The sequence below is a fragment of the Dyadobacter luteus genome (genome assembly GCF_003383615.1).
Lineage (GTDB): Bacteria > Bacteroidota > Bacteroidia > Cytophagales > Spirosomataceae > Dyadobacter > Dyadobacter luteus.
On sequence record NZ_QNUL01000032.1, the window covers coordinates 1 to 26,385 of the forward strand.

General features: G+C 42.0%; 23 protein-coding genes. 9 read left to right on the plus strand and 14 right to left on the minus strand.

Annotated features, from left to right (window positions below; genetic code table 11):
* Nucleotides 1-792: hypothetical protein (locus tag DSL64_RS29045; protein WP_199539499.1), on the plus strand; the 792-nt coding region annotated here is incomplete at its 5' end.
* An 85-nt stretch (nt 793-877) separates the two neighbouring features.
* On the opposite strand, the gene DSL64_RS25115 is transcribed toward DSL64_RS29045, so the two are convergent.
* From DSL64_RS25115 to rpoN, 4 genes are all read right to left on the minus strand, one after another.
* The gene (locus DSL64_RS25115) at nt 878-2,335 is read right to left on the minus strand and encodes a hybrid sensor histidine kinase/response regulator (protein ID WP_229217225.1); all 1,458 of its coding nucleotides are present in this window, start codon (nt 2,333-2,335) and stop codon (nt 878-880) included.
* A gap of 6 nt (nt 2,336-2,341) precedes the next feature.
* Nucleotides 2,342-3,808 (minus strand): sensor histidine kinase, encoded by a 1,467-nt coding sequence (locus DSL64_RS25120; RefSeq protein ID WP_158547979.1) that lies wholly within the window; start codon nt 3,806-3,808, stop codon nt 2,342-2,344.
* 82 nt (nt 3,809-3,890) lie between these two features.
* A complete protein-coding gene (locus DSL64_RS25125; protein WP_115833715.1) occupies nt 3,891-5,363 on the minus strand; it encodes a sigma-54-dependent transcriptional regulator in 1,473 nt (490 codons plus the stop codon).
* A gap of 26 nt (nt 5,364-5,389) precedes the next feature.
* Nucleotides 5,390-6,838 carry an RNA polymerase factor sigma-54 gene (gene rpoN, locus DSL64_RS25130; RefSeq protein WP_115833716.1) on the minus strand — a complete coding sequence of 483 codons (1,449 nt, stop codon included), beginning with the start codon at nt 6,836-6,838 and terminating at the stop codon, nt 5,390-5,392.
* Nucleotides 6,839-7,111: 273 nt separating this feature from the next.
* On the opposite strand from rpoN, the gene DSL64_RS25135 reads away from it, so the two are divergent.
* Together DSL64_RS25135 and DSL64_RS25140 are read left to right on the plus strand one after the other, a co-directional pair.
* Entirely contained in the window at nt 7,112-8,539 is a 1,428-nt protein-coding gene (locus tag DSL64_RS25135; RefSeq protein ID WP_115833717.1) for an ATP-binding protein, read from the plus strand.
* Between the two features lie 11 nt (nt 8,540-8,550).
* Nucleotides 8,551-8,964, plus strand: a complete 414-nt coding sequence (locus tag DSL64_RS25140) for a response regulator (protein ID WP_115833718.1) — start codon at nt 8,551-8,553, stop codon at nt 8,962-8,964.
* Here the strand turns inward: DSL64_RS25140 and DSL64_RS25145 are convergent.
* Nucleotides 8,948-9,259 (minus strand): hypothetical protein, encoded by a 312-nt coding sequence (locus DSL64_RS25145; RefSeq protein WP_115833719.1) that lies wholly within the window; start codon nt 9,257-9,259, stop codon nt 8,948-8,950. The genes DSL64_RS25140 and DSL64_RS25145 overlap by 17 nt on opposite strands.
* A 49-nt stretch (nt 9,260-9,308) precedes the next feature.
* Nucleotides 9,309-9,596 carry a YtxH domain-containing protein gene (locus tag DSL64_RS25150; protein WP_115833720.1) on the minus strand — a complete coding sequence of 96 codons (288 nt, stop codon included), beginning with the start codon at nt 9,594-9,596 and terminating at the stop codon, nt 9,309-9,311.
* A gap of 361 nt (nt 9,597-9,957) precedes the next feature.
* Between DSL64_RS25150 and DSL64_RS25155 the strand changes: the two genes are divergently transcribed.
* Nucleotides 9,958-10,329, plus strand: coding sequence for a response regulator (locus DSL64_RS25155; protein ID WP_115833721.1), 372 nt, complete (start codon nt 9,958-9,960; stop codon nt 10,327-10,329).
* Nucleotides 10,330-10,410: 81 nt separating this feature from the next.
* On the opposite strand, the gene DSL64_RS25160 is transcribed toward DSL64_RS25155, so the two are convergent.
* The 4 genes from DSL64_RS25160 to pgmB all read right to left on the minus strand — a co-directional run bounded on the left by DSL64_RS25160 (nt 10,411) and on the right by pgmB (nt 16,634).
* Complete coding sequence (locus DSL64_RS25160; protein WP_115833722.1) at nt 10,411-12,681, minus strand: tetratricopeptide repeat protein; 2,271 nt, start codon at nt 12,679-12,681, stop codon at nt 10,411-10,413.
* A gap of 120 nt (nt 12,682-12,801) precedes the next feature.
* Nucleotides 12,802-13,527 carry a 3-keto-disaccharide hydrolase gene (locus DSL64_RS25165; RefSeq protein ID WP_115833723.1) on the minus strand — a complete coding sequence of 242 codons (726 nt, stop codon included), beginning with the start codon at nt 13,525-13,527 and terminating at the stop codon, nt 12,802-12,804.
* A 39-nt stretch (nt 13,528-13,566) separates the two neighbouring features.
* Complete coding sequence (locus DSL64_RS25170; RefSeq protein WP_115833724.1) at nt 13,567-15,888, minus strand: glycoside hydrolase family 65 protein; 2,322 nt, start codon at nt 15,886-15,888, stop codon at nt 13,567-13,569.
* Between the two features lie 77 nt (nt 15,889-15,965).
* Nucleotides 15,966-16,634: a beta-phosphoglucomutase gene (pgmB, locus tag DSL64_RS25175; RefSeq protein WP_115833725.1), complete on the minus strand. Its 669-nt coding sequence runs from the start codon at nt 16,632-16,634 to the stop codon at nt 15,966-15,968.
* A gap of 126 nt (nt 16,635-16,760) precedes the next feature.
* On the opposite strand from pgmB, the gene DSL64_RS25180 reads away from it, so the two are divergent.
* The 3 genes from DSL64_RS25180 to DSL64_RS25190 all read left to right on the plus strand — a co-directional run bounded on the left by DSL64_RS25180 (nt 16,761) and on the right by DSL64_RS25190 (nt 20,581).
* Entirely contained in the window at nt 16,761-18,512 is a 1,752-nt protein-coding gene (locus tag DSL64_RS25180) for an alpha-amylase family protein (protein ID WP_115833726.1), read from the plus strand.
* 172 nt (nt 18,513-18,684) lie between these two features.
* Entirely contained in the window at nt 18,685-19,503 is an 819-nt protein-coding gene (locus DSL64_RS25185; protein WP_115833768.1) for an N-acetylmuramoyl-L-alanine amidase-like domain-containing protein, read from the plus strand.
* A 4-nt stretch (nt 19,504-19,507) separates the two neighbouring features.
* Complete coding sequence (locus DSL64_RS25190; RefSeq protein ID WP_115833727.1) at nt 19,508-20,581, plus strand: mechanosensitive ion channel family protein; 1,074 nt, start codon at nt 19,508-19,510, stop codon at nt 20,579-20,581.
* A 292-nt stretch (nt 20,582-20,873) separates the two neighbouring features.
* Here the strand turns inward: DSL64_RS25190 and DSL64_RS25195 are convergent, their stop codons facing one another.
* From DSL64_RS25195 to DSL64_RS25205, 3 genes are all read right to left on the minus strand, one after another.
* Nucleotides 20,874-22,241, minus strand: a complete 1,368-nt coding sequence (locus DSL64_RS25195) for a HAMP domain-containing sensor histidine kinase (RefSeq protein ID WP_115833728.1) — start codon at nt 22,239-22,241, stop codon at nt 20,874-20,876.
* A complete protein-coding gene (locus DSL64_RS25200; protein WP_115833729.1) occupies nt 22,238-22,915 on the minus strand; it encodes a response regulator in 678 nt (225 codons plus the stop codon). Before DSL64_RS25200 ends, DSL64_RS25195 begins: the two co-directional genes overlap by 4 nt.
* Nucleotides 22,916-23,026: 111 nt before the next feature.
* Nucleotides 23,027-23,587: a DinB family protein gene (locus DSL64_RS25205; RefSeq protein ID WP_115833730.1), complete on the minus strand. Its 561-nt coding sequence runs from the start codon at nt 23,585-23,587 to the stop codon at nt 23,027-23,029.
* 341 nt (nt 23,588-23,928) lie between these two features.
* On the opposite strand from DSL64_RS25205, the gene DSL64_RS25210 reads away from it, so the two are divergent.
* The gene (locus DSL64_RS25210; protein ID WP_115833731.1) at nt 23,929-24,534 is read left to right on the plus strand and encodes a DUF4136 domain-containing protein; all 606 of its coding nucleotides are present in this window, start codon (nt 23,929-23,931) and stop codon (nt 24,532-24,534) included.
* 6 nt (nt 24,535-24,540) lie between these two features.
* A complete protein-coding gene (locus DSL64_RS25215; RefSeq protein WP_115833732.1) occupies nt 24,541-25,200 on the plus strand; it encodes a hypothetical protein in 660 nt (219 codons plus the stop codon).
* A 74-nt stretch (nt 25,201-25,274) separates the two neighbouring features.
* Here the strand turns inward: DSL64_RS25215 and pheA are convergent, their stop codons facing one another.
* Nucleotides 25,275-26,348 carry a prephenate dehydratase gene (gene pheA, locus DSL64_RS25220; protein WP_115833733.1) on the minus strand — a complete coding sequence of 358 codons (1,074 nt, stop codon included), beginning with the start codon at nt 26,346-26,348 and terminating at the stop codon, nt 25,275-25,277.
* Nucleotides 26,349-26,385 lie beyond the last annotated feature (37 nt).

Below are 26,385 nucleotides of genomic sequence, written 5' to 3' on the forward strand. Positions count from 1 at the left end.
GCAAGTTCCATAATCAAAATAGTTAACCTTCCCACCGAAAAGATCAGCTACACAATATGGGTTCGTCGGACGCATACGGATGGTTTCAAACAGTATTTATTATCTAGCCAAGCTGAACAGGATTTTTCTAGACGAGAAACTTGGTTTGCGAACAATATTTTTTATCCCTATTTAAACGAGAAAAGAACACAAATTAAGTATGATGAAAATTTATACTACTTTGCTATTTCTTTATTATGGAGAGTTTTGATTGGCCAATTAGATCATCCAAGTATTCAAGATGAGCCATACCTAGAAAAATTAAAGGAAGTGGCTACTGACTGGAAATTATTTTTACGATGTGAAAGAAAAGTCCCAAAGTTTAATAAAGTGTATATTTTCCTAACAGACAGGGCATTATCGCATGATATAGCCTCAGATGATGTAGATTATTATCTAACTAGAATTATTGATGCAACAATTGTCACAAACTCGCCACCTTCGTTTGTATCTGTCTACGCTAAATTTAACAAGTTTATATTTTGGGCCACAGTTCAAGGAGGAAATGCGACTGGCTTAGGTAGTTTAAAGATAAATCCTATGGGTGGCTCTATTAATTTACCTCAAAATTTTAGAGACCAATATATGAATAGTTTTTTCAGGAATAGGATTCTGCAATTGAGCCAATTTCCAGATATTTCAGAGAAACAAAAAAAGATAATAGAGGATGACTTTGAAAGAAACAAGGAATCGTTTCTACAATCTGACGCGGCAGATTCAATGAGAAACGATCTGCTATTATCCAGAAAGTAAACAAAGCCAAGGTGAGGTTACAAATCGCTAATTTTTAATCTCACCTTGACTCAAAAGAGAAAAATAGTCACTCAATTTCCCAAAGCTACTTCCCCGAAAAGCTAATCGTAAAAGTAGTACCTACACCTATTTCAGATTTGACGTCAATGCGGCCATGGTGGGCGTGAATAATACTCATGGTCGTAGCCAGACCAATACCCATTCCGTTATTTTTGCCAGTGAAATAAGGTTCGAAGATTTTGTCAATATTCTCTTCGCTGATACCTGATCCGTTATCGGCAAACAGCACCTGAAAAGTATCCCCTACACTTCTTGAACTGATCTGCAATACACCCTTATCTTCTTCCATCGCCTCAATTGCATTCGTAATCAGGTTGAGAAACGCCATCTGGAGCGAAACTGCATTGAGAGGCAATACAAAATCTGCATCATTATACTGACTTACCACCTGAATCCTTTTCAGCTGAACCCGGTCATAAGCGGTGGTAATGGCATCATCAAGCACCTTATTGACAGAGCTTTCAACCAGCTCTATTTCGGCAGAACTTGAAGGTTGGAGTAATTGTGTAATCAGGTCATTGATCCTCGTACAATTACGTTTGATAATCTGGGTATAAAATTTCTGATCTTCATCTACCAATTCCATTTCCAGTTGCTCTGCAGAAAGATTCACATTCGTAAGCGGATTACGTACTTCATGTGCAAGCATGCGGACAAGCCTTCCTGTCACAGCCATTTTCTCTGAAAACAACCGCTCTCGTTCTGACTGCTTTCGTGCAGTCATATCATATATCCTCCCTTGCACATATAGATTCCCATCATCCACTTCTACAGAGGCAGAGAAGAGACAATATCTTTTTTCGTTGTCCCTGGCCATCAGCCGCACCTCAAAATCGTGAATGGTCTGTTGTTCAATGGTATCCCATTGTTTTCGAAAATCCGGCTCTTCAATCAGATCTAGTATATTGAAACCGCGAAGTTCCTTCATTGTATAACCTGTTAGCTCACAGGCAGAAGTATTAAAATCCAGTATATTTCCTTCCAGATCGCTGATGAAGAGAAAATCTTTGGACTCTTCAAAGACCCTTCTATAGCGACGCTCGCTGTGTTTCAGTGCTTTCAGAACGGATGTTCGTTCCAATGCGTAACGAATGCTGCGTTCCAGCTTTTCCGAATCCAGTTCACTTTTGATGAGATAATCGGCAGCTCCAAGTCTTAATGCTTCTACGGCAATTTTGGTATCTCCCTTGCCGGTAAGCAAAATCATCGGCTCCTCACATTCCATCCCACAAGCTTCCTCAATGAGGTCTATGCCCGTATTTTCACCCAGCAAATAATCAAACAAATACAAATCATATTTGTTTGATCTGATGTGTTCTAACGCATTTTTGTAAGTTGAACACCAAGTAATATTGAACTTCCAGTTAACAAGATCCTGAAAATAGGCTCTGGTCAGGAAATAATCGTCCTCATCATCATCTACCAATAAAACCGTAATCAGCTTGCTATTCATTTCTATAATTGAAGGAGTAATCCTTTCCATAAGCTATTAATTCTGCCGCAGTGGCAACGTAACTTCAAAACTTGCACCTCCATCGGGTACTCCGGAGGCTTGTATGGATCCATGGTGAACCTCCGCTACTTTTTTACAAATGGAGAGACCAATTCCGGCTCCTTCATATTCTGAACGTCCTCTAAGTCTTTGAAATAGTGTAAAAATCCGTTCGGCACTTTCCTTTTCAAAACCAATTCCATTATCCTCAAAAGTTAATCTGAGCATTTCTCTTCTTCCGGGTGAAGGATCAGTATAGATGGTTCCGCTGATTGTGATACGGGGAATAATTCCCTGTTTCACGAATTTTAACGAATTGGAAATCAGGTTAACAAAAAGCTGAGAGATTTGGCTGGGAATAGCCTCAATAACGGGCAGCTCAGCATATTGAACCTGTGCTTGTTTTCCCTGAATAAGTAAATCCAGATCACCCAGCGCATTACGCAAAACCATATTCAGATCCGTCGGGATGTACTCGCGGGTAACGTTAGCAATTTTCGAAAATTCCAATAAATCCGTCACCATTCCCTGCATCCGACGGGTTGCGTTCAGTATTCTGTCCAGATACAAATGCTGTTCATCATCCATTTGAGAACTTGCCCTGAGAACCATTCTTTCTCCAAAAGAGGCGATTTTACGCAGTGGTTCCTGCAAGTCGTGCGATGCTACGTAGGCGAATTGTTCCAGATCCGAGTTAGATTTATTCAGTGCATCCACCTTTGTCTCCAGTTTTCCCTGAATATTCTTCAGGACGGAAACATCGAAAACAGTACCGATGGCAATAATACTTCCTGATTGCTTGCCGGGAACGTTAATTCCTTTCAGATAAAGACTTATTTCTTTACCGTGTGCATTGATTACGCGAAATTCAAGTATGTAATTATCTACAAATGTGGGAATTGAGCTGATCTGGTTTTGAAACAATTCCCTGTCGTCAGGATGTATATGCCTGCTCCAAAAATTCATGTCGAGACTCTGCCCCTCCAGCTCATTCTCGTCGTAGCCCATCAAATGGTACATGCCATGGCTCCACTCTATAAGCGAGCTGGACGGATCCCAGATCCACCCGCCAAATTGCATTGTATCCTCCGCGTCTCTCCAAAGTCGGGTACCATATTCAGGCAAAAAACTTTCCTTTGGAGCCGACTTTTCTTCGATGGTATATAAAACAAACCCTTCTGCAAGAACCGACCCGGAAACGGAACAGTATTTACCCGAATCAGTAAAGAAAATCCTGTCTTCCTTAAATCCGACCTGATGCGATCCTTGCGAAAAAACTGCAGAATGTAGTGAACCCATCGCCGGCGAAAGGCCGATAAAGCGTTCAGAGGCCTGGTTAGAAAACACACACACATGATCTTTCTCAGACGGACCTGTCGACTCAGGCCTGCCGAAAACCATGTAGCCTGTGGAGGAATCAGCAAAAAGCTGATCCCAGGCAAAAGATGTTTTCTGATTTTCCAAAACCATTATAATAGATATCTCACTAATAATAAAGCGGAACCCACCTTACTATTTCTCAATTCACAGAAACGCCGTAATCTCCTTAAATATCAAACTGCTTCATTTTATTATAAAGCGTTTTTCTATCGATATTCAGTAAACGAGCCGCTTTGCTCTTATTAAAATTCACGTCTCTCAGCACCTGCATGATCATGTCATATTCAGCTTCGTTTGCCACCGTTTTAAGGCTTGGCTTGCTATCGTCGGTTTCCACATCCGCTGCTACTCCAGCCGGAACCACGAAGGAAGAAGAGGAAGATACTGTGGGCTCATCGCCCATATCTTTCAACTTGCGGTAATTGACGATTTCAAATGGCAATGCCTTCTCTTCGATCAAGTCCCCGTCCGACAAAAGTGTTGAACGCTTGATCACATTTTTAAGCTCGCGAAGGTTTCCTGGCCAGGAGTAGTTAAGAAAATCGTCCACTACTTCGTCAGAAAACCCTTGTACATTTTTACTCAGCTCAATGTTGGTAGACTGAAGGAATGTATTGGCAAAGAGCATCAGATCGTCTTTTCTATTGCGCAGTGCGGGAACTTCAATGGTAAATTCATTGAAACGGTAATAAAGATCTTCACGGAACTTCCCATTTTTCGCAGCATCAAGAAGCCGTTCGTTACTTGCTACGATGATTCTTACATCCAGATCAATCTCTTTCGATCCGCCGATCCTCCGCATTTTTCTTTCCTGCACCACTCTTAGCAATGCAACCTGAATCTCATAAGAAAGATTGGATACTTCGTCCAGAAACAAAGTTCCGCCATTGGCCATTTCAAAGTGACCAATTTTGGTTTGTAGTGCTCCTGTAAATGATCCCTTTTCGTGCCCGAAAAGCTCACTACCCGCCAATTCTTTGGATATAGCTCCGCAGTCCATTGCTACAAATGGCATGTCTTTCCGTTTCGAACGATTATGAATTTCCTGTGCAATTGCTTCTTTCCCCGATCCGCTTTCACCATAAATAATCACACTGAAATTGGTTGGTGCGACAAGATCCACCTGTTTGAAAAGGTTGTCAGAAACTTCACTGTTACCCAATACGTATCCTGACTTGGATTTGGAATATCCTCTGCGTGCAGGCTTAGTATTACCTGCAGGCGCATCCGGGGCAGATTCTACAACCACATATTCCTGCTGTTCATTCTTCGCATTTTCAGCATCAGCGATCGCTTTCTTTACTGTTACCAGAATCTCATCCGGGAAAAGTGGCTTTGTAATATAATCGTAAGCACCCAGCTTCATTACATTCACCGCTACTTTTATATCAGAATACCCCGTAATGATCAGAACAGGAACATGAGGTCGTTTGGACTTGATAGCCGTAAGCAGGTCGGTTCCGGTTATATCTCCCAGTCTGAAATCCGTCATGACCAGATCCGGAGAAACCGACTCTATCAAAGCCAGACCATCCTTACCATTTTGGGCCGTTTCAACTATAAAATCATTTTTAGACAAAAACCTCTTCAAAAGGAAGCAAATATCCGCCTCATCGTCAACAACAACAATTTTTTTCATGCCAGGTGTAAGGGCTTTGATTATAATTATATGGTTACTCTTAATCTTGCTGTCGGAATATTCAATTGCTCGCGGTATTTGGCCACAGTACGGCGGGCCACCGAGTAACCTTTCTCCGACAATAAATCAGTGATTTGCTGATCGTTATATGGATGTCTTTTATCTTCAGCTTCGGTAATTTCACGGATTGCCTCCTGGATTTCGCGGTTGGAAACCTCAGTACCGTCTTCATTGGTTACCCCTTCAGTAAACAAATCCTTCAGCAATACAATACCGAACGGAGTTTGTACATACTTGTTGGTAGTAACCCTTGAAACCGTGGAAATATCCATGAAAATGATTTCAGCTACATCTTTGAGAATCATAGGTCTCAGTTTCTTGATATCCCCTGTCTGGAAATAGTCATACTGAAGTTTCACGATGGCTCTCAAAGTGTTCAACATTGTATTTTCTCTCTGCTTAATGGCATCTATAAACCATTTAGCCGAGTTCATTTTATTCTTTAGAAACTGATTGGTCGCCTTATCGTTCTTTTGCTCCGCCATTTGAGTAAACAGCTTATTCAGTTTAAGCGCCGGACTATTCCCCCACGTAAGCTGAACTTCAATCTCACCATCCTCTGTATACCTCAGCATAAAGTCAGGCTTGATGCTCTCATTTACAAGCGCATCGTTACGAAGTCCGGAAGCAGGTTTAGGATTAAGGGTAGTAATGAGCTGAATGGCTTTTTTCAGAGACTCCTCGTCTATTCCCAACACCCGCATGATCTTATCATAGTTACGGGAACCAAGCTCATCAAACGTGTCAGTAACGATCCGGCAGGCAATTTTCCAGGTGCTATCCTGATTGTCAAGTCTTCCGAGTTGTATCTGCAGGCATTCTTTCAGATCACGTGCTGCAATACCCGGAGGATCAAGTTGTTGAATAATTCTCAGGATTTGCGCTACCTCTTCGCCGTCTATAAACATGCTATTGGCGAAAGAGATATCATCTGCGATTACATCACTTTCACGTCTCAAAAAGCCATCTTCATCAAGGGAATCAAGTACAAAATCTGCTATGAGTTGCTGACGTTCGTCCAGTCGTAAAAAGTGAACTTGTTGTTTCAGATCATCACGAAAACCAATTGACTCAACCATAGGTCGGGTGTACAATTCGTTATCGGGAGACTGGTTATTTGCATAGGTTTTATAGTCAGGAATGTCATCATCCCGGAACTCATCCCAGTCATAATAATCCTGAACTCCACCCGAATCATCATCACCACCACCTACATCATCCGAATCCGAAAACTCATCAGTCGTTTCCTCTGCGGTGCTTTCCTCTTTGCCTTCTTCCAGAACAGGGTTCTCTTCCAACTCCTCTTTTATTCTTTGCTCCAGCTCCATAGTAGTCAAATGCAATAAATTAAGCATTTGAATCTGCAATGGTGAATATTTCAGTGTCTGTCGTTGCGTCTGCGTTTGTCTTTGCATATTGCAGTCAAGGGTAAAATTTAAATTCTCTCGATCAGATCCTATCGAATCTGAAAGCATGTATCTTTAAAGGTAACTGTCACCTTCTGCTTAAGCTAACCGTTAAACAGAACGCCGTTATATCATTTAAATTTACTACTCTTTATTTTATCAATATTATAGCAAACGACTTTTTTGTCTGACATTGCGTACATATTTCCACACTCTGAGTATAAAAATTCAGGATATCATAGCTCTGCTGATCAAACGAAAAACCACTGAATCTGACCTTTAATGCGCCTGTTAAGATCTATCACAGAACAAAAGCTTTCCTGGTTTATCAGATCCCTGCTTGGTATATCCTTACTGTTAATAGTTGGATTGTCATACAGTTATCATAAGATCAACAAACAACTCATCTATTTCTCTGAAAAAGTAAATCACACACAGAGGGTTATTTCAGCAGTAAAAGAAACCTCATCAGGTCTCTATGAAATTACTTTCCTCACCAATAGTTTTTTATTTCTCAGAGACACGACATATATAAACAAATCCCTTGCCGCGCTTTCTGAATTTACCAGAATCACCAGCAATCTTGATACTTTGGTGTCTGACAATACAGTGCAAAAACAGAGAATTCACATACTACACAAGAGTGTAGACGTTTTCAGGGAACAGTCCATGGTTCTTCTCAACGCGGGAGAAGTATCCAATCAGTCCGATTCATTTTATATTACCTACAAACAGCTTGGAGTTGAAGCTACGTATATCCGTAAGCTTCTGTCGGATATGACGGATACTGAAAATATGTTATTACAAAACCGCTTACAAAGCAAAGAGAATTACAGCAAGCAGATTTTACGTTACAATTGGCTAATCATGCTGGTTGCTGTTATATTTCTTTCTTCTGCATTCCTGTTACTCGACCGGGAGTTGGGCCGGAATAAATTATACAGAATTGAGCTGGAAAATAAAATCGAAGCTCTTGCCAGGTCTAACAGCGAATTGGAGCAATTCGCCTATGTGGCATCGCATGATATGCAGGAGCCGCTGAGAAAGATACGCTCCTTTGCAGATCGTATCCGAATTAAATTCGGCGCTGAGCTTCCCGACGAAGTCAACATGATGCTAGGTAAAATTGATAGCTCCTCCCGCCGGTTGCAAAGTTTGATCCATGATTTGCTGTCTTTCTCAAGAACTGTTAATTCAGGTTCGGAAGCCATACGCCTTAACCTGTCCGTTCCTCTCGGTGAAGCCCGGAGCAACCTCTCTGAAATCATACGGGAGCGAAATGTAACAATTCACTGCGATACATTGCCAGATCTGGAGATGCATCCTGGCCAGATCACCCAACTTTTTCAGAATCTTCTTTCCAATGCGATCAAGTATCAGAAACCTGACCGAAAACCGGTCATCAGCATACATCATGAACTCGTCACAGGAGAAATTATTCCCGAAATTAAACCCGCCTATCAGGAACTACACTTTCATAAAATTCGGGTAATTGATAACGGCATCGGATTCAAAGAAGAATTTTCTAAAAAAATATTCGTCATTTTTCAGCGTCTCCACGACAGAAACCATTTTGAAGGCACCGGAATCGGCCTCGCCATTTGTAAGCGCGTTGTTTCCAACCATAATGGTTATATTTTTGCGGAGAGTGCGGAAGGAGAAGGAGCTTGCTTTACGGTCTACCTACCCGCAGATTCCTCACTTTCCTAAATCAGAAAACTATGAGCACCCGGCAAATCCTGATGGCAGACGATGATGCAGACGATCGTTTTCTTGTCCAGGCTGCATTTGAAGACAATGAAATTCCTAATCAGATTATTTTCCTGGAGGATGGAGAACAGCTAATAGATTATCTGGGCAGTAACGTCCAGGGGAGCAGCCCTCTCATTCTGCTCGATCTGAATATGCCCAGAAGAGACGGCAGAGAAGTTTTGAAAGCAGTACGGAGCAATAAGTCGTGGAATGCGATTCCTATTATTATTTTCAGTACATCCAATGCTCCCGATGACATCAACTCTGCTTATGAACTCGGAGCTAACTGTTATATCATAAAACCCTCCAGTTATGAGGGGTTGAGAGAAGCAGTTCTTAACATCCAGAAGTTTTGGTTAAATACCGCTACACTTCCGGCTTAACAAGCTCTTTTTCATCCGTCACTCTTTTTATCCATTTAAGTCCGGCAATCAGAGCATCGCGTCCTGCATCTACTCCGTGTTTCATAATTACTTTTTCAACTATTACAGGAGCAACAATATTAAGAGGCGGGGGCAACCTTTTTAACGCAGTTTTAGCCAGTATTGCCCCCACTCCAAGTTCTAATCCCTTACCGGCAATGCCGTCAGGACCAGATGCCATCAGTTCTTTCACATACTTACCGGCACTGTTAAATGGCCCGGTAACAAAATCCATGCTAACAGGTTTCTTTTTCATGACTTCAGAATGATATCATCTGGCTGGCTCGCCTAGTTGTATTTCTCGCCTAGTTGTATTTGTTGATTTCTTTTTTTGCATCATCAATATATTCATCAGCAGCATCTATTGCTTCATCTTTATATTGAGTACCATTTTCTTTCGCTTCGTCTGCTACTTTCACGGCCTTTTCCTTACTCTTTTCCAAAGCATCAAGAAGCTCTCCGGCCAGACTGTTGGTTTTCTTTTTAATTTTTTTTCTTGTTTTGTTTCCTTCATCCGGAGCGAAAAGTAAGCCTATTACCGCACCAACTGCTGCCGCAGTTACAATTCCCCAAAAAGCTTTGTTACTAGCCATAATCCTAATGTTTGTTAAAAAATAAGAAGTCAGCTATCGTTCGTTAAAAACCTGTTCCACACTGCGATCACATATCAACACTTTAAGAATCAACAGATTGTAACATTCAAGAATTTCACATGTTTTGATTTTTGTACACGTATTGTATCATAAATGCCCCTTGCTGAACATTATTTCAACAAACGGTTCGCTCTTGTCATGTATATCACCTTTTTATTCAACCGCAAAACCACTAGTCAGACGAGGCAGTCCGTTGTGCTGGTGGCAAGATTGTTTTAAAACAGATGCTTTGTTAGTGTTCCAAATTTTGCGGTCGATAATAATCCCTCAAAAAGATTTTAGTATTTTTTTAGCCAGTACCATGACAATTGTAATTATCGAAGATGAGAAAGATTTAGGGATACTCATGCGCAACTTCCTGGAGAAGCAACTAAGCTCGATTACACCATCTACCATCAAACTATTTACCACACTATCAGAAGGGTTGTTATGCATTCGCGAACTCAATCCTGATTGGATTTTTATTGATAACAATCTGCCTGACGGAAGAGGTATTAATGAAATCGAAGGAATTAAAGAAAGAGATACACAAGGCATTGGCACTAAGATTGTCATGATGAGTGCCATGACTAACCTCCGGGAAGAGGCATTCAAAAGGGGAGCTGACTATTTTCTTGACAAACCAATCAGTTTCATGGAAGTTCAAAACATACTGGCAAGCTTACACAAATAAGTACTCTAGTGGAAAATTAGCAACATGTGAGAAAAATATAACTCACATCATGGAAATTCATTCCCAATCTTGCTTCGTCCCTCAGAAAATCGGACATTTCGTACCTGAACGCCCCTTCCTTCCCGGCATCCTCACTTTCTGACTTTTATACCTCGCCGTCTTAACCTTCGCTGATTTGTTTTTCTTTTTGCTGTAAGGAACAAATTTGAAATCATACTCCGGAATGAAATAGTCTTCGTTGTATTCTGCTGCGGGTAAGGGCATGAAATGCCTGCCCGGAAAACTTAGCTTATCATACTCATAATCATACAGATAAATGGTCACAAATCCATCCCGACTGTATTTAATGGCTATATCAGAGAATGGGCTGTTATCATTGGAAGCGACCAGTTTCATCATTTCCTTCTGCTTTCCTTTCACCAGAATCGTCATGTTGTATTGAAACACCCTATGGAGTGAGTCAATTTGGATGGCAACACCGAGGTAATATTTTGCGTCCCTTAACATCTCGCGCCCTGCAAACATAATGGCGGTATTGTTCAGCGAACTTTTATCCTGATAGGTCTGATAGCTGAGTTTAGCCTCATCATATTGCTGCCAATATCGATAAACATTTCCCTGATTGACATTATAGAATTTTCTGGCGGGCGCAACTTCCATAGCCTTTTTGAAATCCGCAAACGCACCTTCGTACCTGCCGTTTGCTTCATTCACCTCATGTTTCTGCTCATGCCTGTTTCCGATATACGCCTGAATAATTCCATGATTATTATGCAGAAAAGGTAATTCAGGACGCTCTTTAATCAGACTGTCAAAAAGTGCCATCGAATTGTCCAACTGGTCGTTCTCAAGAAGAACCACCCCCCAGCCATTTTGTGCATTTACATTCTCCGGATTAAGAGCTACAGCTTTTTTAAAAACCTGATATCCTTTTTTAAACATGTCAAAATGCAACAGCAGATTTCCATAGTTGCTCCACATCTTGTCGTACGTCTGTTCATACTGCAGTGCCTTTGCGAGAAACTGCCCGGCATCGGAATACTTTTTCTGATCGATCATGATACTACTCATTCCGGCCAGTGCTTCATAGCGTGTCCCATCCAGACGAATTGCTCGTGCAAAATCCTGCTGTGCATCATTGCCTTTATTGAGGTAATAGGATGCGAAGCCACGAGTCACGAACAAATCTGCATGAAACTTATTATTTTCATCCATGGCTTTTTCAGCTTTTTTGAAATCTTTCAAAGCCATGTCATATTTCCCCATTCCATAATAAGCAACAGCCCTGCCCAGGTAAGCAGGCAGATAGCTCGTATCTTTTTTCAAAACACGATCAAACTGATTAAAGGCAAACTGATACTCATGCCGGGACAAATGGACATTTCCTATTCCGGACAACAGTGCGGGTGTTTCACGCTTCATGGTAGACGCCAATCTGTAATAGCGTAAGGCTTCACCGATATTATTCAGTCCATAATTGGCATGTGCCATGCCCAGATATGCCTCTCCGCGAAAGGTTCTTTCGCTGGTTTCCAGATATTTTTCAAAAACTGCTCTTGCTTCTGCAAACTGATTGATTGATAACAAGGCGTTTGCATAACGAATCTGCGCTTTGGAATGTTTACGGGCAACTTTTTCAAAATCTTTTACTGCTTTCTTCTCGTTGCCGTTCTTCATGAGCATGTCACCACGTTGCAAGCGATAGGCCATCACTTCATCTTTTTGTCTGATGGCCGACGTCATCTCGTCTACACCTTCTGCCAGATTACCATTGAATTTATGGATCATGCCAAGGTTATAATTCCACTTCCCTCCCGGGTGTTTGCCTGACGAAGAATTACCGAAGTCACTGGCCTCGACGTACTGCTTTTGTTTCGCATAGGCAACCAGCATGTTAAGTCTTGCACCGCTAAGAGAGGATGTAGAAAAATCGTTTCTGGCAGCAGGATAACGTCTGGATAATAAATTGAACAGCCCCCGATTGTATTGCAACTGAGGTTCCGCCTCAGACAGACTAAGACTTTCCATAATATGCAACGCCTTGGAGTAGTTTCCGGATAGCGCCAATATTACGGCCTCGTTGTTCATTCTCTGAACCGAATCTTCAACAGAATAAGCTTCTTTGTTAAATTTCAGATAAGCAGCCTGAAGTTTGTGGAGTGTACGCTGATAGTCCTCAGCCTTCAGTAATTGAGGATTATTATCTTCAAAAGACTGATTGAATACAGGTAGCAATTCTTTCAGCAGCTTCTGACATTCCCCAAAATCCTGAGCTGCTGCTTTCTGACAAAAAAAGGCAGAAAACAGCAGCAATAGTATTAAAGAACGAAATTTGTAACTGTGAATTACCATATCCAATTCGGCTCCTGAAACACTAACTTACTTTAAATCAGTTTAAAAACCTATTTTCAGTTATTTAGTGGAGCCAGAAACCGTTGTTACATATAAATTCAAAATATAACCTTTTTAAGGTCAAATTTTTCTAAGTTTAATATTCCTGAACCAAACAGTGCTTCCCCAGTCCTGTAAACCGATACGCCCCTTGTAAATTCCCTTCCCGATTGGCGCTTTTGCCAGCCCACTTTCTGCCACTCTTTTTTTCCAGTCTGCTCCTGCCAGATCATGCTCCTGTACAATGAAGCCATTCAGTGTAACGGTCAATTTATTTTTCTTTACCACGAAATGAACCTGATTCCATTCCTCTACCGGATTAATCTCTCTCAAACGTGCATTCGCAATCCCGAAGAAATCACCGGCGCGATGCGTATTTTCCTTCGCACCTTCATAAATCGTATTGTCAATCACTTGCAGTTCCAGGCCAGTACTATGCATTTTCGGATTTTGAGCAGACTCGTTCACAAAAAAGAAAATCCCGCTATTGGCATATTTGCTCACCCTCCAGTCGGCCTTGAATTCAAAGTCCCCGGAAATCTCTTCGTCTGTTACAATATCTCCACCATTTTTAGCCTTATTGCCAGCACGTTCGGGCACATCAAGTTTCAAGGCACCCTGTTCTATTTTCCAGGCAGATCCTGTTTCCTTTCCGCCATAGGCATGCCAACCTTTCAAGTCCTTTCCTGTAAAAAGTAACTTCCATCCTTCCTGTTTTTCTTTGGCAGAAAGGGTGTTGGGCGATTGCGCCGCGAGGCTTCCTACGATCAGAAGGAGGAAGATAAAAGTAACCAGGGACTTGAACATGAATACTGAGGGTTTAGTTAACAGGATAAATAATTAAATTCAGTTGTCTTTTTGGATCATAGCATTGCTACCCAAATACATGCGCTCTCCAAGTACATACAGAGTCAAATCATGATCAGAGATATTCTGAATCACTACAGCATCCTGATTTACTTCAACATGAAGTAATGCCTGCTGAAAGCCTATACGAAAACTGTAAGAATTCCATTCCGATGGCAAATAGGGGTTCAGATGCAGAAAACCATCTTTTACACGCTGCCCTGCAAAACCTTTGACCACGCTCATCCAGGTACCAGCCATGGAAGTGATGTGAAGACCATCTTCTGTATCGTTGTTGTAATCGTCAAGATCCAGGCGAGCCGTTCTTACATACATCTCGTAGGCCTTTTCTTTCATTCCCAGCTGAGCAGCCAGGATCGAATGAACGCAAGGAGACAATGACGATTCATGAACGGTCATTGGCTCATAAAACTCAAAATTCCTTCGAATATCATCTGGCGTAAAATCGTCTTCAAAGAAATACAGCCCCTGCAGAACATCAGCCTGCTTAATAAAACATGACCTTAAAATACGATCCCATGACCATTTCTGATTTATCGGACGGTGTTTTGTAATGTCGTTTACAGTGAGTAATTCCTTATCAAGGAAACCTTGCTGCTGCAAATAGACTCTCTTTTCTTCGTCGTACGGTAAATACATATGTTCAATAATGTGTTTCCAATCCGCCATTTCGCCATTCAGGTTGAAATTCGTGGCAAGGATAATCTCATTGAGTCTGCTGGAATTGGTAGTCCAGAGTTTTCCGATTACGTCAAGTGTATACTGCAACGTCCATCTGGCGACGTAATTGGTATACCAGTTGTTGTTAACATTGTTTTCGTATTCGTTCGGTCCGGTCACCCCCAGCATCACGTACTTCGATTTGTCAGCCGACCAGTTCACACGTTGCTTCCAGAACCTGGAAATTCCAATCAACACTTCCAGGCCATATTGCTCCAGATAACTTTCATCTCCCGTGTACCGAACATAATCCCAGATTGCATAAGCAATCGCTCCGTTACGGTGAATTTCTTCGAAAGTAATTTCCCATTCATTATGGCACTCCTCTCCATTCATGGTTACCATCGGGTACAATGCAGCACCGTCGGTAAAGCCAAGCTTTTCCGCATTCTCGATGGCCTTTTCCAGATGTTTGTATCGGTACACAAGCAAATTTCTTGCAACTTTCTGATCAGCCGTAGCGAGATAAAAAGGAATGCAATATGCTTCGGTATCCCAATAGGTACTTCCTCCGTACTTCTCTCCCGTAAAGCCTTTAGGACCGATGTTCAGTCTTTCATCCTCGCCCGTATAGGTTTGCCCCAAATGGAATATATTAAAGCGAATTCCCTGCTGCGCTGCCACATCACCAGTAATCGTGATATCATTCCGCTCCCATTTTTCTGCCCATGCCTGTATATGATCTTCAAGAAGTTGATCAAATCCCTTCTGATAAATTCTTCCAAGATATTCCTTTGCCGACTCGAGTATAGTTTCTGCTGAATAATTAGCTGAAGACAGATTCACACCATACTTGTAAACGACCAGCTCCTTTCCTTCCGGAACATCAATCGTAACTGTTCCGGCTACATATTTTTCCTGGCGTACCGGCAGAGACTGATAATCCGTTTTCAGATCGTTGATCTTAATATCAAATGCCATTCCCGTCGCAACCTGAAAGAGCTCCACACCATAAGGATTTTCTTTGGTTTCCATAACCAGATACCCTTCCGAAAAGCTGGTTTCACGGTGTATTTCGTTCCAGAAAGTCTCATCGTAATTAGAATCCCTGTTGCGTATGTTTCCGTCCAGATATGGCGTTATGGTGATATGATCTGAAAAATTGAGGGGTGTTACGCTATACCGGATCGCACCAGCCTGATCGTCCGCCATGCTACAAAAGCGTTTGGAATGGATCCTGACTTTTTTCCCGCTTTGCAATACCACAGTTGCAGTGCGCTCCAGCACGCCCTCCTTCATGTTTAGCACACGCCGAAAATCCTCCACCAGACAAGTATTTATATCCAGTATCTCCTCTCCTATCTTCACGTCAATACCAATCCAGTTGCAGGCGTTAAGTACTTTGGCGAAATAATTGGGATACCCATTTTTCCACCAGCCAACTCTTGTTTTGTCAGGGAAGTACACTCCCGCAACATAATTTCCCTGGAGCGTTTTTCCAGTGTAGGTCTCTTCAAAATTACCACGCTGCCCCATGCGCCCGTTTCCAAGGCTCATCAGGCTTTCGGTAATCTCGTTATTTGCTTCGTGGAAACCATTTTCCACTATATTCCATTCGTCGTGAGTGATGTAATTCTTCATCTTTTTGGGGCTATCAGCAATTGGCAATCAGCCAGCAGCTTTCATTAAAATCATATAATCCGGAGTTCCGACTCCGGCTAAGTACCGGTTTGTTTAAATTGCTGTTGCAGATCCTCTAAACCAAAATTGGCAAAACCAGGAACGACTATATCAGCCTCAGTTAAAACGGCTCTATCTCCTATACCTACCGCAAACATACCCGCTGCTTTTGCAGACTGAACGCCGGCAACTGCATCCTCAAATACAACACAATCAGCAGGATTGACTTGTAAATCGGCTGCTCCTAAATTGAATACCTGCGGATCCGGCTTCCCTTTGGTCACCCGGTTACCATCTACAAGCGTTTCAAAATAAGACAACATATCAATTCTTTCAAGAATCACTTTCGCGTTTTTGCTTGCCGATCCCAAGCCTATGCCTATCGAAGCTTTTTCTAATTCTTCAAGGAATGCCCTCACCCCCGGCAGGGTGTCATCAGGAGTCATCTGCTGACATAATTCCAGATACCGTACATTTTTTTTCGCCGCTCTTTCCAGTTTATCTTCTTCACTTAACGTAATGCCCCCTAAGCTCAGGATAATTTCAAGCGATTCCATACGGCTGATTCCCTTCAGCTGTTCATTTTGCTCTTCACTCAAATCAAAACCCAGATCATTCGCAAGTTCTTTCCAGGCTATGTAATGGAATCGGGCTGTATCTACAATTACTCCGTCAAGATCAAAAAGGCAGGCTTTTATTTCGGGCATATCATTTCAAATTTAATATCTTGCAAAATAGTAAAAATAATAAGAACCAAAGAAACGGGCCATTTGGCAGCTCCGGCTGCTCCGCGAAATTGGCAATTTATCATCCTGCAACTACCAGAAGTCGAAATGAGCGTCGAAGCGATTAATAAAGATAAATTCATTGTATACCAGATTTTCACCCGACTATTTGGCAACCAGAATACCACAAATCAATTTTCCGGAACGATTGAAGAAAACGGCTGTGGAAAATTTAATGACATTACCGATACGGCACTTGATGCGCTTAAAGATTTCGGACTGACCCACCTTTGGTATACCGGTATCATAAAACATGCAACGCTGACTGACTATACCGCTTATGGTATTCCTAATGACCATCCCCTGGTTGTGAAAGGAATTGCGGGCTCACCATATGCAATCAAAGATTACTATGATGTAGATCCCGACCTGGCGGTGGACGTAAATAACCGAATGGCTGAATTTGAAGCGCTGGTAACCAGAACGCATCAGCATGGTATGAAGGTGATCATCGACTTTATTCCCAACCACGTTGCACGTCAGTATCATTCTATTGTCCGGTCAACCGGGGTTAAAGACTTTGGGGAAGATGATGATACTTCCGTTGCTTTTAGCCCCGATAATAACTTCTATTATATTCCCAATCATGATTTCGTGGTTCCGGAACATCATCAGCCTCCGATTCAATTTGCATCTCCTTACCACGAGCGCCCGGCGAAGGCTACCGGCAATGATGTATTTCAGCCACAACCCAGCCAATACGACTGGTATGAGACCATCAAACTCAATTATGGTGTAGATTACCTCAGTGGCAGAACCACCCATTTTGATCCTATTCCCTCTACATGGACTAAAATGTATGAAATCCTGACATTCTGGGTAGGAAAAGGAGTGGATGGTTTCAGATGTGATATGGCCGAAATGGTACCGGCTGAATTTTGGGGATGGGTGATTCCTAAGATCAAAACGCTGAATCCGGAAGTAATCTTTATTGCTGAAATTTATAATCCTTACGAATACCACAACTACATTTTCAAAGGAAAATTTGATTACCTGTACGACAAAGTAGGGCTGTACAATTCCTTGCGCGAGCTGATTGAAGGTCGTGGGACGGTAGAAAGCATTACACGTTTATGGCAGGTTGAATCCGGGGATATCAGTGAAAAAATGCTACGTTTCCTGGAAAACCATGATGAACAGCGTATTGCATCCAGATATTTTGCAGGCGATCCGTTTATAGCAATCCCGGCCATGACTTTGAGTGCCACGATGAATACGGGCCCGCTGATGATTTATTTCGGTCAGGAGCTGGGTGTAAATCCTACACAATCAGAAGGCTTCCAGGGCGAAGATGGCCGCACCACCATTTTTGATTATTGGGGTGTACCAGAGTTTCAGCAATGGATAAACAAGGGGGCTTATAACCTGGAAAAGCTTACGGAAAGCCAGAAAGAGCTAAGGCATTTTTATGAGAATCTGAATCATTTTGTAAAGGAAAATGAGGCAGTATATGCCGGAGATTTCTATGATTTGCAGTTCTTCAATATTAATGGACAAAGCTATAACTACGACCAAACAAGAGTATACAGTTACATCCGCCACACTCAAAATCAAAAACTTCTTTTTGTCTACAATTTTGACAGAGAACGCCATTTTGATACGAGAATAAAAATTCCGCAAGAGGCATGGGCTCAGACTTTCAAACTGGGCAGAACCATAGATTATAAGCTGGTTCCGGTATTTCCGGAAAACTGTCCGTCTCCAACAGTACCTGCTTCGGAGATTACTTCATCGGGAGTTCCTGTTGACTTACGGCCTGTATCCGTTGCGGTGTATGAAATTGTAAAGATATCATCGTAAAAATGCCACAATCATCGTTAAGCTGGAAATTGTAAATCATTATCCAGCTTAGCTATATTGTAAATAGATGGATTCATCCCTATTTTTACGTAGAAGACTTCGTTACTTTCAGATACAGATTGCTCAGGTTATGACATATACGGCCAGTAAGGCTGTAGAACCAGATACATTCATGATAAGATTTTTAGTATTTTTTATATTTCTCATTCTCTCTACAAACGTTTTTTCCCAGCCCGGACTGCAAAAGACTTTTACCCAGAAAATGGAATTGCCTGCCACGGTGGGCATTGGTACGCAAGTACTGCGAATGAGTGAATCATTCCTCGGCACACCTTACGTAGCCGGAACGCTAGAAGGAAATCCGACGGAAAAACTTGTGTGTAAGTTTGACGGGCTTGATTGTACAACGCTTGTAGAAACTGCCATTTCACTGGCTATTGCCAAATCTGAAAATCCCACTTTGGATGGCTACAAATCTGAATTGGCTAAACTTCGCTATCGAAACGGAGAAATTGACGGCTATGCTTCCCGCCTCCATTATACCTTGGACTGGCTTTATGAAAATGAAAAAAGGGGCAGGATTGAAAACATCACCGCTAAAATCGGCGGAGTCCCACTCAGGAAGGAAATTAATTTCATGACCAATCATGCCAACCTCTATCCTTCATTGGCAGAAAGCCAGGTTTGGGAAAGTGTGCGTGAACAGGAAAGCCAGATTAACTCCAGAGAACATTACTACATTCCCAAGGCAGGCATACGCAAAACTGAAGCGATGCTTCACGACGGGGATGTGGTAGCATTCACTTCTTCTGTGGAAGGGCTGGACTGTAACCATATGGGAATTATTACCAAGGTAGGTAGTCGAGCTTATTTAATCCATGCTTCATCGACAGGTAAAAAGGTGATTCTTTCCCACGTTCCTCTTGCAGAATATGTAGCCTCTGTACCTAAGCACACAGGTATGATTGTAGCCAGGCTAACAGACCTATAAGCTCATGAATTATCTTCTTGACAAGCTGGATTACAACAATACCCCCTGGCTGATTATCCTGCTTGCATGTGCAATCGGATTGATTATCAGTGGCGTTTTTATTAAGGTAATTAAAATTACAGCACATAAAAAAGACTGGTCTGTTGCAAAAGCAATCAGTAATAACCTCACCAACGTTCTTTATTTTTTTGTTCCGCTTGTGCTCATTACAAGTACAACCAAAGCGTATATCAGTACCAATGCCGACTATCAATGGACTCATGCAATCAGTAAGATTCTGCTGATTGGCGTAAGTACGTGGCTGATGACGCGCGTTGTTATCATCATTGAAAAAATACTGATCGAAAAGCTCGATTTTGATACGGAGGACAACAACTACGCCCGCCGTATGTTCACCAAAATCAAGTTCATCAAGCGGATTATTATCATCATGATTATCGTGATTGGTGTTTCTATACTGCTACTAAGCTTTGATAGTGTGCGGCAATACGGTGTTGGTATACTTACCTCAGCCGGGATATTCAGTGTTATTATAGGTTTCGCTGCCCAAAAATCACTTGGAAACCTTCTTGCAGGTATTCAGATCGCATTTACCCAACCTATCAAAATTGACGATGTGGTGATTGTGGAAGGAGAATGGGGGCGGATAGAGGAAATTAATCTGACGTACGTGGTTGTTAATATCTGGGATTTACGAAGACTTGTACTGCCCATCACCTACTTTATAGAGAAGCCTTTTCAGAACTGGACGCGTAACGAAAGTAACCTGATTGGTGCTGCATTTTTACATCTGAACTATAATACGCCGGTTCAGAAATTACGAGACAAGCTGGAAGAAATCCTTGCCAGCACTCCCCTTTGGGACGGGAGGTCGTGGGCTTTACAGGTGACCGACACACAGGAACAGATCATGATCGTGCGGGCAATTATGTCGGCACGCAGCTCTTCTCAGGCATTTGACCTTCGTTGTCTGGTCAGAGAAAAATTAATTGAATATATTGTAGCAGAATGCCCCGAGGCTCTGCCGGGTTATCGTATTGAAAGCGCCAGCAAGGATTTCCCTGCTGAAAGAAAATAAAAAACTGGCCTCCGAAGATTCGAAGGCCAGTTTCCTCACTACTCATCTAACTAAATCTAATTTAACTCCTTTGAGTCAGCATAGTTTTTCTTTTAATGACTTTGTAACCGGATTGGCTACGCCATTTATATTTTATATAATTCCGGTTTGCTTCACTTAACAAACTCGTTATAAATCACTTATTGTAATTTATCAGGCTCACTAAATCCGTTTCCTGATCCCTGATCACCTTTTCGTCAACAAAGGACACTCAAAATTGTTAAATTCTGATTAACTAAAAATTAAAATGGGATTAAAAAGGAGGAAATTTCAACGTGAACGTTGTCCCTTTGCCCAATTCTGAAGCAATATCAATGCTGGCACCCTGCATGGTAATAATTCTCTTTGTAAGCGCGAGACCGATCCCATACCCCGCTTTACTCATTGTGGTGGCACTCCTGTAAAAGGTATCAAATATATATGGAAATTCCGACTCCGCTATTCCGACTCCATGATCTTTGAACTCAATCGTAATCATATCATTCGTTGCCTGAAGATAAACGTGGACCGTTTTATCATCCGAATACTTACAAGCATTGTCCATCAGGTTAAGGAACGCCGTACGCAATAAACTTTCATCTCCGTATCTTTTGAGATCTTCTTCGTTTTCAGAGATATTCCCGTAGTGAATATGCACCTCGTAAGCCTGGTTTTTCTGTTGAACTGCCGTTTTAGCCTGCCACAAAACCTCATCAACCCTAATCCTGGAAAAAGTTACTTTAAATGCATTTTCTTCAGTTCTTGCCAATTCCAGAAGCCTGTTAACCAGTTCATTCATACCTTTTGCTTCTGACATGATTCCCTGCAATGCCTCCTGATAATATTGCGAAGTTCTTTCTTTCATCAAAGTAACCTCTACCTCGCTCATAATAAGTGCCAGCGGGGTACGTAATTCATGTGAAGCATGTCCGACAAAGTTCTTCTGAGCCACAAAGGCGATTTCAAGCCTGTTCAGCATCAGATTAAACGTCTGAGCAAGCAGCGCAAGTTCATCTTTCTCTCTTCCTACTGTTACCTTATCATGCAGATTGCCTGCTGATATATTGTTCACCTGGTCGATAATATCCGCAACAGGTTTGATAGCATCGTTGGAAAACTGCCAGCCAGCCACCGCAACAAGCACCAGAGAAAGCAGCCATCCCACCAGCAAAATATCTCTTAATCTTGCCAACTGACTCATTCCGGGAACATCCCGTGCCACAGTGGCAATGACCCACGGTTTACTATGATCCTGTAGAATGTGCCGAATCACCACAACTTCCTTTTCTTCCAGTTTGTAATGAACATCTTTACCCTCCCTTGCCTCCTGAAGTACATCAGCAGTGAGGAAATAAACCTGTCCACTTGCAAAAATCACCGAATCGGAGCCGTCATAGATGGTGATTTCTTCATTTAATAAAACCGAGCTGTTTTCTTTTTCCCGCTTTACAATTTCCTCTTTACTAATACTGCTTGCACCCTCAACCAACTGCGCGATGGTCTGGCTTCTTTCATGAAGAAAAGAATGAAATTGCTTTTCTCTGTACTGATCATAAAAGAAATAAATAGCCAGACAGAAAAGAGCCATGATAGACCCTACCAGCATTGTAAACAAGAGCGTAAGGCGAGACTTGATATTCATTCTTCCTTAAAAATATAACCCATTCCTACTACGGTATGAATAAGTTTCGGACTGTAGTCTTTATCGACTTTCTTACGCAGGAAATTAATATATACATCGATTACATTCGTCCCTGTATCGAACCTTATATCCCAAACCTGTTCAGCAATATCCACACGCGATACAACCCGCCCCCTGTTTCTCATCAGATATTCCAACAGCGCAAATTCCTTGGCTGTAAGATCAATACGGTTCCCTCCTCTGCGGGCTACCTTTTCATCCAGATTCAGTTCCAGATCTGCCAGACTCAGAATCTGACTGGATTGCTCTCTCGCCGTATTTCGGTTCGCGAGCACTTTTAGCCGCGCAATAAGTTCTCTGAATTCAAAAGGTTTCACCAGGTAATCATCGGCACCTGCTTCAAACCCATCCAGCTTATCATCAATTGTTCCCAGCGCCGTAAGAAATAGAATAGGTGTAGACAGACCGTCTGAACGAAGTTGCCTGGCAACATCGTAACCATTAAGTCCCGGCAGATTTACATCAAGAATAATGACATCAAAACGGTAATTAGATGCCATTTTTTTACCTACCTGTCCGTCATAAGCAAGTTCTACTTCCCAAGACTGTTCTTCCAGTCCTCTTTTAAGAAATCCCGCTAATTTGGGTTCATCTTCTACTACAAGTATCTTCATAAATTGTAATTAAAGCATTTTATGAGTATTGAACCAAGATTTTTTTACAAAAATGGCTACCCTCAACGGATAGCCATACGTGTTTATGAATATTGATAAGACAGCAATGGATCAATAATAATCATTGTCTTTGTCAAAATCAGATCCACCGTCATAGGCTCCGAAATCATCATCTTCCTCAAGACGCATACTTTTTACTGCCTTTTTAATCAGCCCTATTTGTCCTGTATGGTACACATCATGCTGAACCACACCGTGTATCAATGTATAATAAGAATAGTCTCTTCCCGGAACAAACTCTTCCAGCAATGCATCACTTTCAATTTTTTCGAGCTCAGATATCAGTTCTTCCTGTGAAAGGCTCAGTTCCATCTGGATCGCTTCCCATTCGAACTCGTCCACAACAGGAAATTTCTTCCAGTCCTTGTCCTTTGTCTTAATATCAAATTCAGCATCTCCCTGCAGCTTACGAACCGCAAAAATACGCCATGTTGTCATGTGATATACAATTTCAGCAATAGAGTGCGTATTGCTGCTCAGCCTTGCTTCTGCCACTTTCGGAGAAACATCGCGCAACGCCTCTACCAGTGACGGTCCGTACCATGCTTCTTCACTTTCATAAGTATCGTTGAGTACGTCGATTATTCTTAAAATTTCTTCTTTTGCCTCCATATTTATATTCTGAACGGGGTGTCCGAAATGTTTTTTCTAAAACAGAATGTTGGATATTAAAACTTTACCTGATTTTGAATTTTTGCAATAGTACTACGTCTTTTACAAATTGCCTTGCCTATACCCTATTTTTTTTCAAATCCGGCACTTGCAAACACGCTCGCAGGCATACCCTTTGCTAAATCGTAGAATAACTCATCCCAGGTTTAATAAATTCATTTTCCAACCAATTTACTCATCCATCGGTCATTTAGTCTAAAGCTCGGAGACAGAGAAATGCCCTCCGATAAAATCTTCAATTTTAAATTTCGTTTCATTAACGTATTAAAAGTAAAACCAGAATGTATAAGATAACCTCACTCATCGCATTGGTAACCCTGCTGGGATTGTCCTCCTGCACCAAGGACCCTATCAATGATTTATCCTCGGAAGAATCCCTTGTATATGTAACTAACCGGGACACACAAGCGGATTACAAGCAATACAAAACTTTCAGTATTGTGGATTCGGTACTTGTTATGGAAAACAATCGCACAGGAACAACATTGGATGATCTGGACAAAGCTGTTTTAATCCGGATCATCGACAACATGAAGGATCTTGGCTATGTAATGGTGGCTCCTGCGCAAAAGCCGGATATCGGGATTAATGTTGCCTGGATTACCAACTCACAACTGAACGTAACCAGCATGCCTCTTTACTACGGTAACTACTGGGGTGGTATGGGCGGCTGGGGCTGGGGATACCCGAGCTACTATCAGTACTATGAAACCAGCGAAAGCTACTGGCACATTTCCATGGTCGATTTCAAAAACCCGAACACGGTTGATAAAACTTATAAGGTTGTCTGGGACGCACAAATCCGGGGATCAGATATCGGTAACCGCAATTTGGCTAATACTATGATTGACGCCATTTACTCCCAATCGACCTACCTTAAAAAATAGAACGTCATGAAAAAAATACTTTTTGCCCTTTTGCTGATTTCATTTTCATCAGTTGTAAGGGCGCAGGAAGCACCAAGGCTGTATACCTTGCCATCTCCTTTTGAGCGGTATACGCACTTTTTGGTAACAGGAAGAATTGCAGGAGCAGTTCCGATGGGCTCTTTCTCTGATTCATATATTGACAAAGCTTCATTCCGTAACTATTCTATTTCACTTGAATGGGTCCTGCGTAACAGTCCACTTTCGGTAGGTGGAGAAATCGGGAGCTCCCATTTCCAGAAGCGGTTACCACGGGCGTTATATCAAAGTGGCAATGAGACAGTGTCCGCAGTACAAACACGGACCCTAAGCCAAACCCCGCTTCAGGTATTTGTCAATTATCATTTTCTTAACAAATCTTCTGTAGTACAACCTTATGCTCAGGTAAGTGCCGGTATCAGTTTTGCTGATTACTCATTGTATTACGGTAGCCTGGTCCAACAGCAGCAGAAAATACCATTTGCATATGGGGTTGGCCTGGGATCAAGATTTCTGTTTAAGAAAGATGGTTCCTTCGGTGCCGACGTTCGTGTCAAATACGAAGGTACAAGCTTGAAATCCGGTTATCTCGAAAAAGGGACATCCACAGTGAATGGTTCTGTCGGACTATTTTACAGATGGTGGTAGGCGAGTAAAAACAAAAAAATGGCCTGTTCCGGATTATCGGAGCAGGCCATTTTTTTATATCAATATGATTGTCATCAGGAAACCTTCACGTAGCTACCCAGCCACTTCAGGTGTGTTCCATATTTATGCATTACCTCTTTCACCTGAGGATCTTCTACATGTCCCAAAAATTCAACCAGAAACCATGCTCTGAAACTGGCTTCTCCACGTTGGGGACGGCTTTCTATTTTTGTCAGGTTAATTCCACGATCATTAAATTCTTTCAGGAACTCATAGAGTACGCCAGGCCTGTTGGTATTGGGAAGGTTGGCAATGATCGTTGTTTTATCTTCCTCGCTCTTAGCATTCACAATATCTTTTGACAGAATCAAAAATCTCGTTCTGTTCTGATCGCTGTCTTCAATGTTATCAAAGAAAACGGGAACCCCGAACAGACGCGCGGAAATAGAAGAACAGATCGCGGCTGAATCGGGCTCCTGAGATGCCAGTTTTGCAGCCTTGGCAGTGGATTCCACCGGAACCAATTCTACATCCAACCCATCCAGATACTCACTGATGAATTTACCGCATTGCCTGAAAGCAATGTCTTTTGAATAAATCCTTTTGATATCTTTTAATGAATCCGACTGAGAAGCAAAAGTAAAATGGATCGGCAACAACACCTCTGCTACAATCGTCAGGTTTTTCTCTCTTAAAAAATCAACTGTTTCAACAACAATACCTTCCTGGTTATTTTCGATAGGTACCACACCAAATTTGGCACGCCCGGTTTCCACACTTTCAAATACAGAATGAATGGTAGGTAGCACCAGGTATTCGCTCATCGCGCCAAAGCGGCTTTCTGCAGCCTGATGTGTAAAACTTCCTTCCGGTCCAAGATAGGATATACGCTCCGGCAATTCGAGGTTACGGGAAACGGCAAAGATTTCAAAAAAAATCGCATCTATAGCCTGCCTTGTAAGTAGTCCCTGGTTGCGTTTTTCCAGCCGATCGAGTATCTGTTTTTCTCTTTCGGGCCGGTAAATGATTGAATTGGAAGAACGCTTCAGTTCTCCAACTTTATGAACAAGCTCCATTCGCTCATTCAATATCGCCAGCATCTGGTCGTCGAGCGTATCTATCCTGTTTCTTAAATCCTGTAAATCCACAATTTTTATATTCTAATGAAAGGGTATCAGCGGTAAC

Bases quoted from the DNA above. Each gene is read 5' to 3' on its own strand.
- DSL64_RS25165 (WP_115833723.1), bottom strand. From the start codon at position 13,527: ATGTTCAAGTCCCTGGTTACTTTTATCTTCCTCCTTCTGATCGTAGGA.
- DSL64_RS25200 (WP_115833729.1), bottom strand. From the start codon at position 22,915: ATGAAGATACTTGTAGTAGAAGATGAACCCAAATTAGCGGGATTTCTT.
- DSL64_RS25140 (WP_115833718.1), top strand. From the start codon at position 8,551: ATGAGCACCCGGCAAATCCTGATGGCAGACGATGATGCAGACGATCGT.
- DSL64_RS25150 (WP_115833720.1), bottom strand. From the start codon at position 9,596: ATGGCTAGTAACAAAGCTTTTTGGGGAATTGTAACTGCGGCAGCAGTT.
- DSL64_RS25170 (WP_115833724.1), bottom strand. From the start codon at position 15,888: ATGAAGAATTACATCACTCACGACGAATGGAATATAGTGGAAAATGGT.
- DSL64_RS25145 (WP_115833719.1), bottom strand. From the start codon at position 9,259: ATGAAAAAGAAACCTGTTAGCATGGATTTTGTTACCGGGCCATTTAAC.
- DSL64_RS25160 (WP_115833722.1), bottom strand. From the start codon at position 12,681: ATGGTAATTCACAGTTACAAATTTCGTTCTTTAATACTATTGCTGCTG.
- DSL64_RS25215 (WP_115833732.1), top strand. From the start codon at position 24,541: ATGAAAAAAATACTTTTTGCCCTTTTGCTGATTTCATTTTCATCAGTT.
- DSL64_RS25180 (WP_115833726.1), top strand. From the start codon at position 16,761: ATGAGCGTCGAAGCGATTAATAAAGATAAATTCATTGTATACCAGATT.
- DSL64_RS25195 (WP_115833728.1), bottom strand. From the start codon at position 22,241: ATGAATATCAAGTCTCGCCTTACGCTCTTGTTTACAATGCTGGTAGGG.
- DSL64_RS25210 (WP_115833731.1), top strand. From the start codon at position 23,929: ATGTATAAGATAACCTCACTCATCGCATTGGTAACCCTGCTGGGATTG.
- DSL64_RS25135 (WP_115833717.1), top strand. From the start codon at position 7,112: ATGCGCCTGTTAAGATCTATCACAGAACAAAAGCTTTCCTGGTTTATC.
- pgmB (WP_115833725.1), bottom strand. From the start codon at position 16,634: ATGCCCGAAATAAAAGCCTGCCTTTTTGATCTTGACGGAGTAATTGTA.
- DSL64_RS25155 (WP_115833721.1), top strand. From the start codon at position 9,958: ATGACAATTGTAATTATCGAAGATGAGAAAGATTTAGGGATACTCATG.
- DSL64_RS25185 (WP_115833768.1), top strand. From the start codon at position 18,685: ATGATAAGATTTTTAGTATTTTTTATATTTCTCATTCTCTCTACAAAC.
- DSL64_RS25115 (WP_229217225.1), bottom strand. From the start codon at position 2,335: ATGGAAAGGATTACTCCTTCAATTATAGAAATGAATAGCAAGCTGATT.
- DSL64_RS25205 (WP_115833730.1), bottom strand. From the start codon at position 23,587: ATGGAGGCAAAAGAAGAAATTTTAAGAATAATCGACGTACTCAACGAT.
- DSL64_RS25125 (WP_115833715.1), bottom strand. From the start codon at position 5,363: ATGAAAAAAATTGTTGTTGTTGACGATGAGGCGGATATTTGCTTCCTT.
- rpoN (WP_115833716.1), bottom strand. From the start codon at position 6,838: ATGCAAAGACAAACGCAGACGCAACGACAGACACTGAAATATTCACCA.
- DSL64_RS25190 (WP_115833727.1), top strand. From the start codon at position 19,508: ATGAATTATCTTCTTGACAAGCTGGATTACAACAATACCCCCTGGCTG.